The 16,074-nt window shown below is 41.1% G+C and carries 16 protein-coding genes; 10 read left to right on the forward strand and 6 right to left on the reverse strand.

The features are described 5' to 3' along the window. Positions 1-231: 231 nt before the first annotated feature. Positions 232-1,365, forward strand: a complete 1,134-nt coding sequence (locus E1160_RS14380; protein ID WP_155156387.1) for an aromatic ring-hydroxylating oxygenase subunit alpha — start codon at positions 232-234, stop codon at positions 1,363-1,365. A gap of 54 nt (positions 1,366-1,419) precedes the next feature. On the opposite strand, the gene E1160_RS14385 is transcribed toward E1160_RS14380, so the two are convergent. Continuing rightward, entirely contained in the window at positions 1,420-2,364 is a 945-nt protein-coding gene (locus tag E1160_RS14385; RefSeq protein ID WP_155156389.1) for a PDR/VanB family oxidoreductase, read from the reverse strand. Positions 2,365-2,518: 154 nt separating this feature from the next. Here E1160_RS14385 and E1160_RS14390 point away from each other — a divergent pair, with 154 nt between their 5' ends. Then, on the forward strand, positions 2,519-3,415 hold the full coding sequence (locus E1160_RS14390) for a LysR substrate-binding domain-containing protein (RefSeq protein WP_155156391.1): 897 nt from the start codon (positions 2,519-2,521) through the stop codon (positions 3,413-3,415). Between the two features lie 115 nt (positions 3,416-3,530). After that, positions 3,531-4,685, forward strand: a complete 1,155-nt coding sequence (locus E1160_RS14395; protein WP_155156393.1) for an aromatic ring-hydroxylating oxygenase subunit alpha — start codon at positions 3,531-3,533, stop codon at positions 4,683-4,685. 66 nt (positions 4,686-4,751) lie between these two features. Here E1160_RS14395 and E1160_RS14400 read toward each other — a convergent pair whose 3' ends face one another. From E1160_RS14400 to E1160_RS14410, 3 genes are all read right to left on the reverse strand, one after another. Beyond that, complete coding sequence (locus E1160_RS14400) at positions 4,752-5,651, reverse strand: transporter substrate-binding domain-containing protein (RefSeq protein WP_155156395.1); 900 nt, start codon at positions 5,649-5,651, stop codon at positions 4,752-4,754. Positions 5,652-5,726: 75 nt separating this feature from the next. Then, positions 5,727-6,635 (reverse strand): DMT family transporter, encoded by a 909-nt coding sequence (locus tag E1160_RS14405; protein ID WP_155156397.1) that lies wholly within the window; start codon positions 6,633-6,635, stop codon positions 5,727-5,729. A 9-nt stretch (positions 6,636-6,644) separates the two neighbouring features. Then, positions 6,645-7,511 (reverse strand): LysR substrate-binding domain-containing protein, encoded by an 867-nt coding sequence (locus E1160_RS14410; protein ID WP_155156399.1) that lies wholly within the window; start codon positions 7,509-7,511, stop codon positions 6,645-6,647. 111 nt (positions 7,512-7,622) lie between these two features. On the opposite strand from E1160_RS14410, the gene E1160_RS14415 reads away from it, so the two are divergent. Both E1160_RS14415 and E1160_RS14420 read left to right on the forward strand, forming a co-directional pair. After that, on the forward strand, positions 7,623-8,327 hold the full coding sequence (locus E1160_RS14415; protein WP_155156401.1) for an SDR family oxidoreductase: 705 nt from the start codon (positions 7,623-7,625) through the stop codon (positions 8,325-8,327). Further along, the gene (locus E1160_RS14420; protein ID WP_218048923.1) at positions 8,317-8,580 is read left to right on the forward strand and encodes a DUF6552 family protein; all 264 of its coding nucleotides are present in this window, start codon (positions 8,317-8,319) and stop codon (positions 8,578-8,580) included. Before E1160_RS14415 ends, E1160_RS14420 begins: the two co-directional genes overlap by 11 nt. Positions 8,581-8,603: 23 nt before the next feature. Here E1160_RS14420 and E1160_RS14425 read toward each other — a convergent pair whose 3' ends face one another. Next, positions 8,604-9,788, reverse strand: a complete 1,185-nt coding sequence (locus E1160_RS14425) for an MFS transporter (RefSeq protein WP_155156403.1) — start codon at positions 9,786-9,788, stop codon at positions 8,604-8,606. A gap of 153 nt (positions 9,789-9,941) precedes the next feature. Beyond that, a complete protein-coding gene (locus E1160_RS14430; protein WP_155156406.1) occupies positions 9,942-10,439 on the reverse strand; it encodes an EF-hand domain-containing protein in 498 nt (165 codons plus the stop codon). Positions 10,440-10,675: 236 nt separating this feature from the next. On the opposite strand from E1160_RS14430, the gene E1160_RS14435 reads away from it, so the two are divergent. From E1160_RS14435 to argE, 5 genes are all read left to right on the forward strand, one after another. Further along, the gene (locus tag E1160_RS14435) at positions 10,676-11,401 is read left to right on the forward strand and encodes a response regulator (RefSeq protein WP_155156408.1); all 726 of its coding nucleotides are present in this window, start codon (positions 10,676-10,678) and stop codon (positions 11,399-11,401) included. After that, entirely contained in the window at positions 11,398-12,867 is a 1,470-nt protein-coding gene (locus E1160_RS14440; protein ID WP_155156410.1) for an ATP-binding protein, read from the forward strand. The genes E1160_RS14435 and E1160_RS14440 overlap by 4 nt, the downstream gene beginning before the upstream one ends. A gap of 64 nt (positions 12,868-12,931) precedes the next feature. Continuing rightward, on the forward strand, positions 12,932-13,408 hold the full coding sequence (locus E1160_RS14445; RefSeq protein ID WP_155156412.1) for a hypothetical protein: 477 nt from the start codon (positions 12,932-12,934) through the stop codon (positions 13,406-13,408). A 179-nt stretch (positions 13,409-13,587) separates the two neighbouring features. Beyond that, positions 13,588-14,505, forward strand: coding sequence for a LysR family transcriptional regulator (locus E1160_RS14450; RefSeq protein ID WP_155156414.1), 918 nt, complete (start codon positions 13,588-13,590; stop codon positions 14,503-14,505). A 375-nt stretch (positions 14,506-14,880) separates the two neighbouring features. After that, positions 14,881-16,074, forward strand: coding sequence for an acetylornithine deacetylase (argE, locus tag E1160_RS14455; RefSeq protein WP_155156416.1), 1,194 nt, complete (start codon positions 14,881-14,883; stop codon positions 16,072-16,074).

Below are 16,074 nucleotides of genomic sequence, written 5' to 3' on the forward strand. Positions count from 1 at the left end.
AGATATGCCTATATGAAGAGCTATTCTTGAGAGGTGCTAGAGTTGAAATCTTCCCTCAGCAACGAGCCAAAAAGCTACATTTAATTTCTATCTTAGTTTTTTACTAATCAAAAATTAGTTTAATTATACTATTCAACACCAAGCGCCGCTCTAAAGTGATTTTCATAATAAAAAGCACCATGCATATGCCGATTCACAACGGTATATAAAAAAACAAGTTGGAAGATCAGAATGGTAGACACAGTTCGCATTGAAGACGCACATGCACGCTACAAAGGTTTCTTTTTAAACCTCAAGAAAACTTCACGGGATGCACAACAAACATTGCATCCACAAATCTATACCGACCCAGATTTCTTAGAAGTTGAGTTGCTGGAAATCTTTCAAAAAGAATGGCTGTGCGTTGGTCGTGCAGATGAAGTTCCAACTAAAGGAAATTACACCACAACCAAGCTATTAGGGGAACCTTTAATTGTGGTGCGAAGTAACGAAAACACGATCAAGGTTCTTTCCAATATTTGCCGTCACCGTTGTATGCAGGTTGCTTCCGGCAGTGGCAAAACCCGTGGCTTTTCTTGCCCCTATCATGCTTGGCGTTACGATCTTGAAGGTCAACTGATCAATGCCCCCCTTATGACAGCTGAAAACTTTTCTCTGGATGAGCATCGTTTGAAGGAAATCAAGTCAGAAATCTGGCAGGGTTTTATCTATGTTAATCTTGATGGAAATGCAGAACCATTGGCACCGCGCCTAACCGAACTAGATAAAATTCTTGCGAACTACCATACCGATGAAATGATCCATCACTTCGTAGAAGAAGATATCTGGGAGGCAAATTGGAAAGCCTTAGTAGAGAATTTTATGGAAGGGTATCATTTAAGTTTTGTGCATCCGGGGACATTACGCCCAATCACCCCAACTAAACAGGCAAAAAAACTACCTGACGGACCCGGCTTTACGGCTTATGCAGCAGATTATGAAGACGGATATACCGCTCGGCGTTATGATCATAAAGATTTAACCGAAGAGGAACGTAACCGTTCAACTCTGTTTTGTGTCTTCCCCTCGCAAGTGGTATCTCAATCCCCACATCTCTTGGTTTACATGGCAATTCAACCCTTAACCGTAAATCAGTTAAAAATCAGATGGAGCATTTCTGTACGAGATTCCGAAATGATTGAGACAGAATTTGATAAATTATTAACTTTGTGGAAGCAGGTGAACCAAGAAGACAAAGTGAAACTTGAAATCCTTCAACAAAACCTGACATCGATGCATGCGGATACGGGGCCATTAGCTCAAGAAGATTTAGAAGGCACAATCAAAGATTTCCATCGTTATTTGGCCAAACGATTAAATGCATGAAATAAATAAGGCGATCAAATCGATCGCCATTATGAGTATCAAACAAGGTCTTTATTACAAATCCAACACTAGTTTCTCAGATTTTGCACGAGAAATACAAACACACATAAATTCATTCGTGTCCTGCTCTTCCGGACTCAGCACTTCATCGCGATGATCTATATCGCCTTCAAGTACATCTACGATACAAGACCCACATAGACCTTCAGAACAGCCAAACTCAACTTCAATGCCATGCTCTTTTAGGACTCCCAGAATCGTTTGATCTGGCAAGACATCATATATTTCACCCGTTGATTTTACTTCAATTTGAAAACTCTCTTTTTCACCTTCTTTTGCATCAGAAGACGCAAAAAAACGCTCGAAATGAACTGTTCCGCCATTAAGGTCTTTGCCAGCATCAATTATTGCATTCAAAAGTGGCTCTGGACCACAGGTATATATATCCCCACCATTCGGTATATTCTTGATCAGTCCTGCAATATCAAACATACCATCTTTATCATCGCAATGGAGGTTATAATTTTCCTCAAGCGATAAATTCAAAAACGCATTATGAAAAGCTGCCATTGTTTCATCCCTTACAAGATAATGCAGCTTGAAAACGATATCCTTGCTTTTCAAGAATTTTGCCATAGCAAAAATTGGTGTAGCGCCAATACCACCTGCAACCAAAGTAAGTGGTTTAGAAATATTCTGTAGTTGGAAATGATTCCGAGGACCTCCGATGTCTAGCTCGTTCCCTACTTCCAGTTTATGCATCGCAAGGGAACCACCGCGGCCATTATCTTCACGTTTAACCGCAACAGACAGCCATTTTCCATCTGTATCCCATTCCCAGATCGAATATTGGCGAATTAAGTCGTCTGCAAGATGAACATCTATATGGGCGCCAGCCTCCATCCCTTCGAAACGCCCATGTAACGCCTCAAAACGAAAATCGGAGATATCATCACTTAACTTAACAATATGATTCAAACGCGCCTTAAGAGTTCCCATAAAACATCCTCTATCTTGATCGGTATTTTCTTTTTATTTGCCAATATCAGCATTAGCTGCAAACGAGGCGTCTAGACAATACTTAAAATTATCATTTATAGTTTAGTTCATCTAATTTAAAACTAAACTTATAATCAAGATGGATTTCCGAATCATGGCTCGTCGATATTACCAGTTACCCTCTCTCACAACATTAGCTGTTTTTGAAGCCGCAGCCCGTCGCATGAGTTTTAAAGATGCAGCAGGTGAGCTAAATGTGACATCTGGTGCTGTCAGCCATCAAATAAAAGCCTTAGAAGAAGATTTGGATGTTCAGCTTTTTGATCGAAAGTATCGTGGGGTGGAGTTAACCGAAAATGGTCAAATTCTTTTCGAAACCCTTGAGAAAAGCTTTGGTGAGATTTCACGCACTTTAACTTCCCTTAGAAAATCACCAAAAGATCAATCAGTGACCATTGCTTGTACTTCTGCGGTATCCGCATTATGGCTTACACCAAAAGTCAGCACCTTCTGGCGAGAGCATTCCAATATCCCAGTGAATCAAATTATCTCTGACGGGCCCATGCGTTTCACTGAAAATCCAGATTTACGTATTCAATATGGTCGACAAGATGAGAGCGAATTAGAAGAGACGATATTGTTTCAAGATTACTTGGTGCCTCTTTGTGCGCCTGCTTTGGCAGAAAAACTCAAAGGTGCCAAAGTTGAAGATCTCGCTCAACAACATCTTTTTCATCTCATCGCGGAGCATGAAAGCTGGACCACTTGGGAGAATTGGTTCAAGCAAATGGGATATAGAGGGAAAATTTCAATCGGCTCAAAGGTTAATAACTATACGATTGCTTTGCAGGCAGCCCAAGACGGCACAGGTTTGGTTCTTGGGTGGCAGAAACTTGTCTCCCCGTTACTGAAGACCCGCCAACTTGTCGCCCTCGAAGAGTTTCGGATGAAAGCGCCAAAGAGGTTTTATATCGCCTATCAGCCCGAAACACATCTTTCCGAATATGCACGTATTTTAAAAGACTGGCTCATGTCTCATAGCGAAACTTAGTTTAGGATCAATTGAATTTATCTCACTTCAAACTTAAGTTTTCTGATATTGAAGCATTCTAAGTTTTCTTCCAATAGAGAGGCAGATAAAAACAACATGATTGGGAGAGACAAAAATGTCCGTGCAAACAAATTTGAAAGATGTGCTGCAACCTGTCGAAAAAGCAAAAGGTTTGCCAAACGCACATTACATCGATCTAGATGTTTTTGACGAAGAAAAACAAGCTGTCCTGTTCAATAATTGGTCCGGTATTGGTTATGGTAAAGATATTCCATCCGCAGGCGATGCAAAGCCAATTAACTTCCTTGGCATGCCACTCCTCATGGTGCGCGACAGGGACGGTGAAATCGGTGTTTTTCAAAATACATGTCGCCATCGCGGGATGATTCTGATTGAAGAACCTACCAAAGTACGTGGTCCAATCCGCTGCCCCTATCACGGTTGGTGCTATGGTTTAAAAGGCGAGTTACGTACGACGCCACATGTTGGCGGCCCAGGCAATAATGAACATGAAGAAATCAAACTGGACAAACTAGGTTTATTCAAAATTCGTTCTTACGTGTGGCATGACATTGTGTTTGTGAATATCAGCGGAGAAGCGCCAGAATTTACAAATGCCAATGCAGCTCTCATGGAAAGATGGAAAGAATTTGATCAACCAATGACCCATGGGGGCCCGGAATCCTCAATGAAGCTTCAACTAAAAGCAAACTGGAAACTAGCTGTAGAAAATTACCTTGAAAGTTATCATCTACCATTCGTTCACCCTGGATTGAACAGTTATTCCCGCTTAGAAGATCATTATAACATCGATGAGTCAGGTCAATATGCAGGCCAGGGCACCTTAGTTTATCAACAATTGGAAGGTGAAGGCGGTCATAAATTCCCAGACTTTGACGACCTCAGCGATAAATGGAATGAAGCAGGTGAATATATCGCTGTTTATCCAAATGTGCTGCTTGGGACGCATCGCGATCATTTCTTTACAATTCTACTTGAACCAACAGGTTTGAATGAAACAACAGAACATATTGAGCTTTATTATAAAGATGAAGCGGTCAAAAATCCTGAAATGGGTACAATGTTGGCTACAAATGCTATTCGTTGGAAAAGCGTTTTAGAAGAAGACATTTTTGTTGTCGAAGGTATGCAGCGTGGCCGCAAAGGAGATCTGTTTGACGGTGGCAAATTCTCACCTGCAATGGATGGTCCAACACATAATTTCCATCACTGGGTAGCAAGCAACTTAGAAGCGTCTCGCAATACCTAAATATACTGATCTCAACATTCGTTGGAAAAAACTAAGGCGCATGGCAAAACATCATGCGCCTTTTCCTCAGTGTTCATCATTCAGATTATCAAAAGCCTGATCGACCATCTGACTATATTGCTGATGTATATTTTCAGGCAACCAACGCATATGCGCTTGTTTCAAAGTTTCTGATGTTCTCATGTCCCTAAAGATTTTATTTGCCGCAACAATAAATTTGTCATTCCAATCACCTTTAGAACAAGCAAGATGTGCCATAGAGTAATCTTCAGATTCATCCATCACCCGAAAATATGACAGTCCTTTCTCAATACCACTCACGGCAGAATGATAGCTAACTTCCTCGGCATATGCAAAATGCGCATTCTTTGCTGATCTTGTCAGATTCTTCAAAACGCCAGCTAATGCTTCTCGTGAAGAATAGGTTTGCACAACCCCACTATCAATCAGCGTTTTATCTTTCACAATTTCTTCAATCGCAGCCTCATAACTGCGCGCTGTTTCGCTCCAATATGTAAGATTGATGGATTTATGAATTTCCCTTAAATTCACTTCGCCATTCTCGTTCTGAAAACCGTTAATCAATTCCCTAATATGTGGACCAACAACCAATCCGTTCCCCAGTGACAATGCAAACGGAATAGAAAAATCCATAAACTCGGCTCTGGCTTTAGTTTTCCGAATAGCAAAACTACAGACGGCTCTTCCATTTCGCGCATCTTTAAAGAAACGTGCAAAATTCGCTTCACGAAAATTAAAGTTGAAATCACTTTTTAGATCAGAAGAAACTTGCTGTGCGATGTAATCTAGAACACCAGTATTTTTATAATCGCCTTCGAGAATATGAAATGGTGGAAAATTTTGGACATAAACGTCTATTTGTTCTTTAGCATGCACCAAATTCGGAGCCAATATCCCAAACAGAACAACAAACCGAAACAAAATCATACAAAACTGTTTTCTCATCGAAATACTTCCGGTCAAAAACTGATATGACCATGTTAAACAATTTCAATAGCAGGAACAAGTAAGACCTGCATTCTATGAGGTTTTAACTCTTTTAATCAATAAGATAGCAACGCCACTCAAGACTGTTAGGATTCCAATCAAATGAAATAACTCTAATCCCTCACCTAGGATTATCGCCGCACCTACAACGGCAAAAACCGGGAACATATATAACAAAGTCCCTACCTTACTAGGCCCCAGAACTTTCACTGCATTATTCCACATTAAGTAAGCCAAAATTGAGGCAAATAAGCCTACATAAAGAATTGCCAAAATATTGGTCTGTGTGAATACCATCGGTTTGATATGATAATGTTCGTAAATAGCAAATGGTAACAGAGACAGCATACCAATTGTAAAAGTGAAAAGAACAAAGCTTCGCTGACCGATACCTTCCGGACGCTTTTTCAACAACACAGAATAAATTGCCCAAGATACAGCCGCAGCCAATGCCCAGATTTCACCTTGCCCTATGAAGACTTTCTCTAACTGAAGCAAGTCACCTTTCGTAAGTAAAACGCATACACCAAGAATTGATAAAGCAATACCAAGCCAATCTCGTTTCCGAATGGGATCTTTAAACAATAAATTTGAAAAGAGTAAAATTAAAGCAGGCGTCCCACATATCACCATAGTGGTATTCGCAACGGGACTTGTCTGTAACGAGATATAAACGAAGGTGTTATAAAAACTTACACCTGGTATGGCGAGTGCCAGCAAGATCGGCAAATTTGCAAGTATGACCTTTCTATCTCGCAAAAGGGGGCGAAGGGCAAAAGGTAGGAAAACCACACAAGCTAACAACCAACGCCAAAACGCTAACCCAACCGGTGGTAAATCTGCCCCAAGCCCACGCGCCATGATTGCGTTACCAGCCCAAATCATGGTTGTAAGCACAGCACACAGAACCGCAAACAAAGCTGCATTACGAGAAGTTTCCATCTTTTGTCCTTAATTCATTTGCTGCGATAGCCAGTGGGCCAAATGTGTAAGCGCCTTGCTATTTGATTTTTTTTGACTTGGATATACCAAATAGAACCCAATCGGGTCCTGTTTAGGAAATTCCCATAATATCTTTAACTTGCCATCTTCGATTGTGGATTGGAGCAATATCCTTGGAACCAAAGCAACTCCATCACCATTAGCAACAGCATCCATCGCCAAAGCCGTTTGGTTTAGCTGCAATGAGTTGGACTTCACTTCAATGCCTTCTTTTTCAAACATCTTGCGCCAATGTGAATGAGCATCTTCGATCAGTTGGGCTTTGGTGAAATCAGCAATAGTCTCAATCGGGCCTAACGTCTCCGCATAAGATAGATTACTTATCGCGACCAGTTCAATTTGGGACAGATAAAGATATTGTAAATCTTTTCCAAAAGGAGGTTTCCCCTGTCGTATCGCAAGGTCAATTCCATCTGTTTTAAAGTTGGCAAGTGTTTCACTGGCGACCGTGTTTACTTCGATCGCTGGAAATTCCTTTGCGAATTTCATTAAGCGTGGCACCAACCACTTGGATGCGAGAGACGGTGTAACACTTAAAGTAACTTTACTAGATGAAGGCGATAATTCATCTGTTGCTCGTTCAATTATCTCTAAAGCTTCATGTATAGATTTATGATAACTGGTGCCATCTTTTGTAAGGGCCAGTCCACGCGCCAAACGTTCAAACAGAATAATTCCAAGATCGGCTTCTAACTGGCGAACCTGCTGCGCAACAGCACCTTGCGTCACATTCAACTCATTAGCCGCAAGTCGAAAATTTAAATGACGTGCAGCTGCATCAAATGCATATAAAGATTTTAAATTGGGGCGTTTCATTATTAAGCCAATAGTTTTTCTACATCCTATGTCATTTTATATGATTTGTTGCATGATCAGATCAACCTTATCTTTACCCCAGATAAATGAAATGAATTTGAGGACATAATCATGATTGATCAAAAAGTTGCCGTCATTACAGCTGGCGGAAGTGGCATGGGTGCAGGCGCTGCAAAGAAACTTGCCGAAGACGGTTTCAAAGTTGCAATCTTATCCGCATCCGGTAAAGGAGAAGCTTTGGCAAGTGAATTGGGAGGTTTAGGTTTTACGGGCTCAAACCTTGTTCATGCAGACTTAGAGGCCTTCGTAAATAAAGTCCTCAAAGAATATGGACGTATTGATGTGGTTGTAAATTCATCTGGCCACGGCCCAAAGGGGGATATCATGGAAATCAGTGACGATGATTGGCATCTAGGCATGGATTACTATCTGATGAATGCCATTCGCATGACCCGTTTGGTTGCCCCTGTCATGGTAAAAAATCGTGGTGGTACAATTTTGAATATCTCAACATTCGCTGCTTTCGAGGCTGATCCAACCTTTCCTACATCCGGTGTCTTTCGAGCAGGCCTTGCGAGTTACACAAAGTTATTTGCTGATAAATTCGCTGCAGATAATCTTCGTATGAATAATATTTTACCCGGTTTTATTGATAGTCTTCCAGAGACAGAAGAACGCCGTAATCGTATCCCAATGGGACGTTATGGACATGAAGAAGAAGTATCAAGTTTAATCTCTTATTTAGCATCTGACGCTGCGGCCTATATTACAGCACAGAATATCCGGATTGATGGAGGCCTCACACGTGGCTTCTAATTCTATCTCTGTCAGTTTAAATCCGCTGAATATCCGTCGCGATCAGTTCGTCTTAATACTCAAATGGATGGCATCCATTATTCAAATTGCTGGTTATGCTACAACAGCATTCGGCATGACACCTTTAAATATATACTTATTTCTCGCCGGGCTAATTGGTTGGTTTATTGTTGGAATATTCTGGAATGACCGAGCGATCATGTTAATCCATCTAATTGCTCTTAGCAGTATGATCATAGGTATGAATAGTTAAGGCTAAAGAAGCAGGTTTCAACGTTAAACCTGCTTCTGCTTAAAACTACCTGATTGCAAATATCCAATCACACATAATACGCAAGCGCCTACACCCAGATAGATTGCTGTCATGTGAAATTGATCAAAGCCACTATGAACGATTATCTCGCCCCCAATATAAGGAAATCCAAACAGACCTGTAAGATGAGCCAGTACCATAACCTGCATGGTCTGTGCTAAATTCTCTTGATCGGATTGATTTGCTGTAATGCCTTGAATGATTGGTGTCATCCCACCTAATCCGACACCACCAAGAAAGGCTGAAATCATATAAATTTCCCAACTTCCTTGCATATAAATCATGCCGAATGCACCACCCATTGCAACAATGAATAATGCACCGATATGGAAATAGGAGAAAGCTGAGATTTTGTAACGCATCATGACAAATCTACTAGCAAGCACTGCAATGGTATAAACGATAAAAAAGTCTGCATAACTTAGCTCATTCGCCTGCGCCCATTTCGCCTGAAAATTATTCAACCCGACATACATACTTGCCATAAGTAACGTTATTAGGATTGGTATCATGGAAGGTGATCGTAATACTTGAACAAAAGACGTAAGATTCAAAACCATTGCAGTATTTAAATTGCCCGTCTTTTTTAACTTATTTAAAGGTTTCTTCAGAAACAGAAACAATGCAGAACTAAATAGACAAACAATCCCCATCACCCAATACACATCTGCATAAGACAACCCTGCTTTGTAAAGAAAACGGCCGATAACAGGGGATATTCCAAATCCAATCATGAATACAACAAGATCAATTGAAAATAGCTTTACGCGTTCCTCCGGCCAGCAGATTTGAGAAAGAACCATCACTTTTGTCGAAAAGAAAAGCCCCCAACCAGCGCCAAAAAGAAGCGAGGCGATTATACTTAAAACCGAAATACTTTCTAACAGTCCATAAAAGCCCAATCCGCCAAACAGCAGTAAGCCTGAAAAAGCAAAGCTTCCCATGCGACCAACTTTATCAACGATTTTTCCAGATACTATGACAATAGCAATCGTTGAAATACCCGCAACGAGCTGTAAACGACCTGCATCAGCCTCCGTTGCGTTTATACTTTCTAACAAAACTGGCATCAACAAAATCATACCATAGGCGCCGGAATGGAACAGGATCGCAAGAAAATACAAACTGAAAAAAAATCGACGGGACATAAGGGCCTTCACAAAACTAATTTATCCTTCCTGCCATCTTTAAACCTTTTAGGAAACATCCAATTTAATTTTTGTCATCAGGCCAAATAAAAAACGCCCGCAATATGCAGGCGTTTTCGAGAGGTATTTTCTTGCGCAAAATTTTGAGGTCAATTAACCACGGTGATAATCGTCATCATCATCATCGTCATCATGGCGTGCATGTTTTTTACGCTTTTTGATCTCGTCCTTGGTCACCTGACCATCGTCATTTCGATCCATGCGGTTAAACATACGATCCAACGGCATCGCAATTTCCTCTAGGGTGATTTGTGCGTTACCGTCATCATCTAGGAACTGGAAACCATCAACCATGCGATTGCGCATTTGCTCGACCCACATTTTTTCGAACTCTTCCAGGTCGATCATTTTGTCGCCATTCACATCAAACTGTGTAACTTTCACAACTTGCCATTCTTGCAACTCAACCTTATCAATAGCCCCATCAGAATTGGCATCGATCTCGTCCATATTTTTTACAATTGGATGCATGCCATGCATTTTTTTACCATGTCCCCATTTACCACCAGCATAACTGATCCCGGAAATAATCGGTGTAGCAACAACAGCAACAGCGGCAGCAGCAACGATAAATTTGGTTGATTTCTTCATTTCAGGTTCCTTTCGTAAATCCCAGTTTAGTTTTTTTGAACTGGCCTGTTAATTTCTGTCTCCAGCAATTAAGCATGCAAAACCTGAAATACGATCCCGATTTTGTTAAAAAGGGTCACGAATTGTATCATGCAAAGCCTGTGATACATTTTGATACATTTTTTTGTTCCAAAAGGGGAAAAGCTTGGTGCATAAAGGGGTTACGAAATACGAAAAACATAAAAAGGTATAACAATATGACAGATAGCAAACATGTCTTAGTCGTCGATGACCATCGCGATATTCGCGAACCGTTGGTGCGTTATCTGTCCCAAAACGGTTTTCGTACCAGTGATGCAGAAGATGCAACTACCGCTCGTCAAATATTAAACGGCAACTCCATAGATTTGGTTGTTTTAGATATCATGATGCCTGGTGAAGATGGCTTATCATTATGTAGACATATCCAAGCTACCAGTGAAATACCCGTGATTTTACTAACGGCTATGGTCGATGATACCGACCGTATTATAGGCTTGGAAATGGGCGCGGATGACTATGTCACCAAACCATTTAACCCACGTGAATTAATTGCGCGAATCAAAGCAGTTTTACGTCGAACCGAAGCTCTTCCTCCAAAAACGGTACAAGCTGCAGAAGGACCTGAAATATTCCAGTTCGCGGATTGGAAACTGGACAGTACAAAGCGCGCCTTAATAGATACGAATGATGTCACACATCCCCTAAGCACAGCGGAATATGATTTGCTTTATGTTTTTGTTACTCATCCCAACATGGTATTGAGCCGTGATCAATTATTAGACTTGGCACGAGGTAGAGATGCCATTCCATTTGATCGAAGTGTAGACAATCAGATCAGTCGATTGCGAAAAAAATTAGAGAAAGATCCTAAAAACCCTGAATTACTTACAACAGTTTGGGGCGGTGGATATATGCTCACCTCCAAGGTTGATACATTATGAGGAAATTCATCCCTAAAAGTCTCTCGGGACAGATGATCATCCTAACCTTGATTGCAATTGTTTCTGCGCAGTTAATCGGTATTAGTATTTTTGCGGATGAAAGACGCGATGCCTTACGTGCGGCATCCAATCAACAAGTTTTGGTCCATACGGCATCAGTTGTAAAACTTTTATCTTTTGCCCCTAAATCACAAAGAGATAATATCATCAAGGCCTCCACAACTGACGAATTCCAGCTCAGCTTATCGAAACGCCCAAAAATAAAACGCCGTTTCAAAAAAGACTGGGAAGCTGACATGCGTTTCATTCTTGCAATGATGGTTGATGATTATGCAGATGAAATCCATTTACGTACTAAACGCGATCGGCGCGAATGGTTGCAATGGCGGCATGACAATCATGACATGCACGAAAATCGCCGCGAATGGTTTAAAAAGTGGGGCGATGATCATCATATGCGATATGAAGACGAAGATGAGCTAGAAGAAGAAATGGAAGAACATCTTCCCGCTCCCCCTACACTTGATCGATTACGTGAAAATTTAAACATTTCAGTTAAACTCAAAGATGGCACATGGTTAAATGTGAAGAGTTATTCTGTGCCGGGTTCTCCGCTATGGGCACTTCCTTCCTTTATTGCCACATTCATAAGTGCGGCAGCTATTATTCTTATAGTTATTCTGATGATGCGACGTGTTACCAAACCTGTAAAAGCCTTAACCAATGCAGCTGAAAAATTTGGACGTGGGGAACATGTCGACCCTTTAGCATCAATTGGCCCTTCAGATATACGCGCTGCAAGCCAAGCCTTCAATCAAATGCAAGAAAGATTGGATCGTTTTGTTAGAGATAGAACACGCATGTTGGCAGCCATATCACATGATTTACGAACCCCAATCACCGCCTTACGTATTCAAGCTGAATTCATTGGGGATGAAGAATTACGTGAGAAAATCTTATCTATCCTTATCGAAATGCAGCGTATGACCGAAGCGACTTTGTCCTTTGCAAAACAAGATGCATTAAAGGAAGAGAGTGAAGAGACAAATCTTCATGCCCTATTGGAAAGTATCAGTCATGATTATCAAGACATGGGCAAAGAAGTGACTTTTGAAGGTGAAGAAAACATCATTCAAAACTGTCGTCCGACATCACTAAAACGCGCATTACGTAATTTAGTCGATAACGCATTAAAATATGGAGAGGCCGCCAATATAACTTTGGAAACGAGTAAATCAGAAACATTCATCAAAATTTCTGATCAAGGCCCTGGTATTCCAGAAAATCTTTTAGAGCAAATTTTCGAACCATTTGTTAGACTAGATGAAGCACGTAATACAGAAAGTGGCAGTGTCGGTCTAGGACTTGCGATCGCCCGATCCATAGTAAATGCACATGGCGGTAAAATTTTAGCAGAAAATATCGATCCTAATGGGTTAAGAATCACCATCCGCCTCCCACGTTAATGCGAAGAATCATCCAACTTCCACCCTGTATCGTAAAATCACTAACGAAAGGGAGGAGGTTCATATGACCCAATCGTTAAGATACACGCTGGTTATTTTTGTTTTGGCAGCCATCTTCACAAGCCTAAATGCCAAAGCGCAAGAGCTCATTTTTCCCAATCCTGACTTGAGCCCGCGACAAGTTGTTTCCATACAGCTCAAAGCACTTGCCGATGTAGGAAATGAAGGAAGTAGCGGATTTCTTCAAACATGGATATTTGCCCATCCGAGGAACAAAGCTGTTACAGGTCCAATAGAAAGATTTGCTTTGATGTTACAAAGCCCAGATTACGTCGTGCTGTTAGCGGCTAATAAACACAAGATAGTGGATGTATATCAAAAAGATAATTCTGCCTTCCTTTTTGTAGACATCTTAAATCAAAGAGACGAATTGGTCGCTGTTTTCAGATGGGAGTTAGCTCAGGCGCGCTTGGAAGATAATTCACTTGTCTGGATGACAACAAATGTAAGGCGACTTCTAAAACCTGATGATCTAACCTAAAAATAGCCCGTGTCTATTCCCGGGCTTTTGATTAACTATTATTTATGAGTCTAAACCTAATTAGATCGTTCAGCCATTGCGGGTAACCGGATCACCAAGATAGATATGGCCTACAACTTTCTGCCAAGCCTGACTCAATAAATATTTATAATCATTTATAGTTGTGCTAATTTGCACATATGCTAAATGACAAATTGAATTGGAATGATCTTCGCTACTTTGTGGAGGTTGCTCATAAGGGGCGCTTATTATCAGCAGCAAAACGGCTAGGCGTCAATCATACTACTGTTGCGCGCCGCATTTCAGCGCTTGAAGAAGCTTTGGAAGTTAAGCTTTTTGACCAGGATGAACATGGTTTCCATCTGACTGAGGTTGGGGAAAACCTGCTTCCTCTTGCACAACAGATGGAAGACATTACAGCTCTCGCCAAAGAGCAAGCGCAACAAATGGGACAAACTGTCTCAGGAAATATTCGCATTGGTGCACCTGATGGTTTTGGGAATACTTTTTTGGCAGAAAAGCTCATTTCCTTCATTAGGGAGAACCCCGGGATTACAATTGAATCTGCGGCTCTTCCACTCTTTCCCAATCTACTCAAACGCGAAGTGGACATCGCAATCAGTCTAGAAGAAACGGCTAGCAAGCATATCTATTGTCGGAAAATTACCGATTACAAACTATATCTCTATACGTCTAAGAAATTTATCGAAGACCAACAGGTCGACCTCAATCAAAAGTATGAAATCCTGAAGCATCCATTTGTCGGCTACATCCCTGAACTTCAATATACCGAAGAGTTAGAGTTCCTTCACCTGATAGATAAAGAATTACAAAGCCAATATCAAAGCTCTACAGTCTGGGCTCAGTTGCAATTCATTGCCCATGGTGGCGGGTTCGGTGTTCTACCTTATTATATGGCTTATAACGATCCACGATTGATCCCTATTCTTACAGAAGAAGTAAGTTTCATCCGTTCATATTGGTTGCATATCCCACTTGAACTACGCCGAATGGCGAGCATCCGTAAGCTGGAACAAACTATCATGTTGGAAGCACGAGGACATCAAAAGATATTTATGCCTGACAGTGCATTTTAAGAATAAAAAAACGCCGACCGGCCTCCCAATCGGCGTTCTTTAATATGTTACTTAGTCACAAATACTTAGTCAGGCAGGTAGGTAGGCATTCATGTATCAATCGCAATTGGATGTATATGGGTCCGCAATTAATGAACGCGCTGGACCAATATCTATTGGCTCAAACAAAATATCGTAGCGGGGATCTCTACTCATTCTTCAATCCTCAAATGATCTCTGCTGGTAATCGTTAAGGCCTTTAATTTTTAAAAAGTAGAGATACTTAATGGCATCAGAAAAATCTGGCCGCAGCTTCGAAAAAAGTTAATCTCTTAAAACCCAAGATTTAGATAATATGGTAGTTGTGTCCTAATCCAGCTTCGGGAATGTAAAACATTGAAAACCAAAGAAATCCTTGAAAAGCTACTTTCCTTTCAAACAGTAAGCCTTTCTCCAAATATGGAACTCATCCATTTCATCAAAAATTTGCTAGCTGATCATAATGTTGAGGTACAAATTATTGGGGAAGAAACAGGCACACGTGCAAATTTATATGCAACGATTTATGGTACAGAACTAACAGCTGAAACGGCCTCAACTGGCGGTGTTGTTTTATCTGGACATAGCGATGTTGTACCTGTCGCGGGACAAAACTGGACGGTCGAACCTTTTGCCCTAACAGAAAAAGATGACAAATATTATGGTCGCGGCACCGCCGATATGAAAGGCTTTCTGGCCTCAGCTATACGAACATGTTTGATTGCCAGCAAACAACCATTGAAAACCCCCTTACATTTAGCTGTATCATTTGATGAAGAAATCGGTTGTGTAGGCGTACGTCATTTAATTGAACGCCTAAAAGATGCGCCAATGAAACCTCATTTTTGTCTCATTGGGGAACCAACAAGCTTAGGCGTTGCAACAGGCCACAAAGGCAAAACGGCCTTACGTGCGACATGTACTGGCCTTGAAGGTCACTCTGCTATGGCACCTAATTTCCTGAATGCTTTACATCTTGGTGCAGATCTCATCAAAGCCCTTCAAGATCTTCAAAGCGATTTTGCGGAAAATGGGGCACAAGACCATGATTACGACATTCCTTATAGCACCATTCATGTGGGCAAAATGTCCGGCGGTGTGGCACTTAATATTGTCCCAAATAAATGTATTTTGGATTTTGAAATCCGAAACCTAGCCGCCGATAAGCCTGAAGATATCATTCAGCGCATTAAGAATGCGGCTGAAATAATTACCTTCAACGCAAAAGAGAAGGCAGATTGCGCAGATATTAAAATCGAAGTGGTCAACAGCTATCCTGGTCTTGATACCAATCCGGGCGCCGATATTGTTTCTTTTGTAAAATCCTTACGTGGAGAGAATAAAAACTTTAAAATCGCCTTTGGTACCGAAGGTGGTCTTTTCGATCAGGTTTTAAATATTCCAACCGTTGTCTGTGGACCGGGGTCCATGGATCAAGGCCATAAGCCAGATGAATTCGTTTCCATTCAACAAATACAGCTATGTGATGAGATGCTCGATCGACTGGTTGAAAGATTGATCGAGGGGCTATCCCCCTCTCAACGCTGCTAA

The sequence above is a fragment of the Curvivirga aplysinae genome (assembly GCF_009711445.1).
Taxonomy (GTDB): Bacteria; Pseudomonadota; Alphaproteobacteria; order UBA8366; family Aestuariispiraceae; genus Curvivirga; species Curvivirga aplysinae.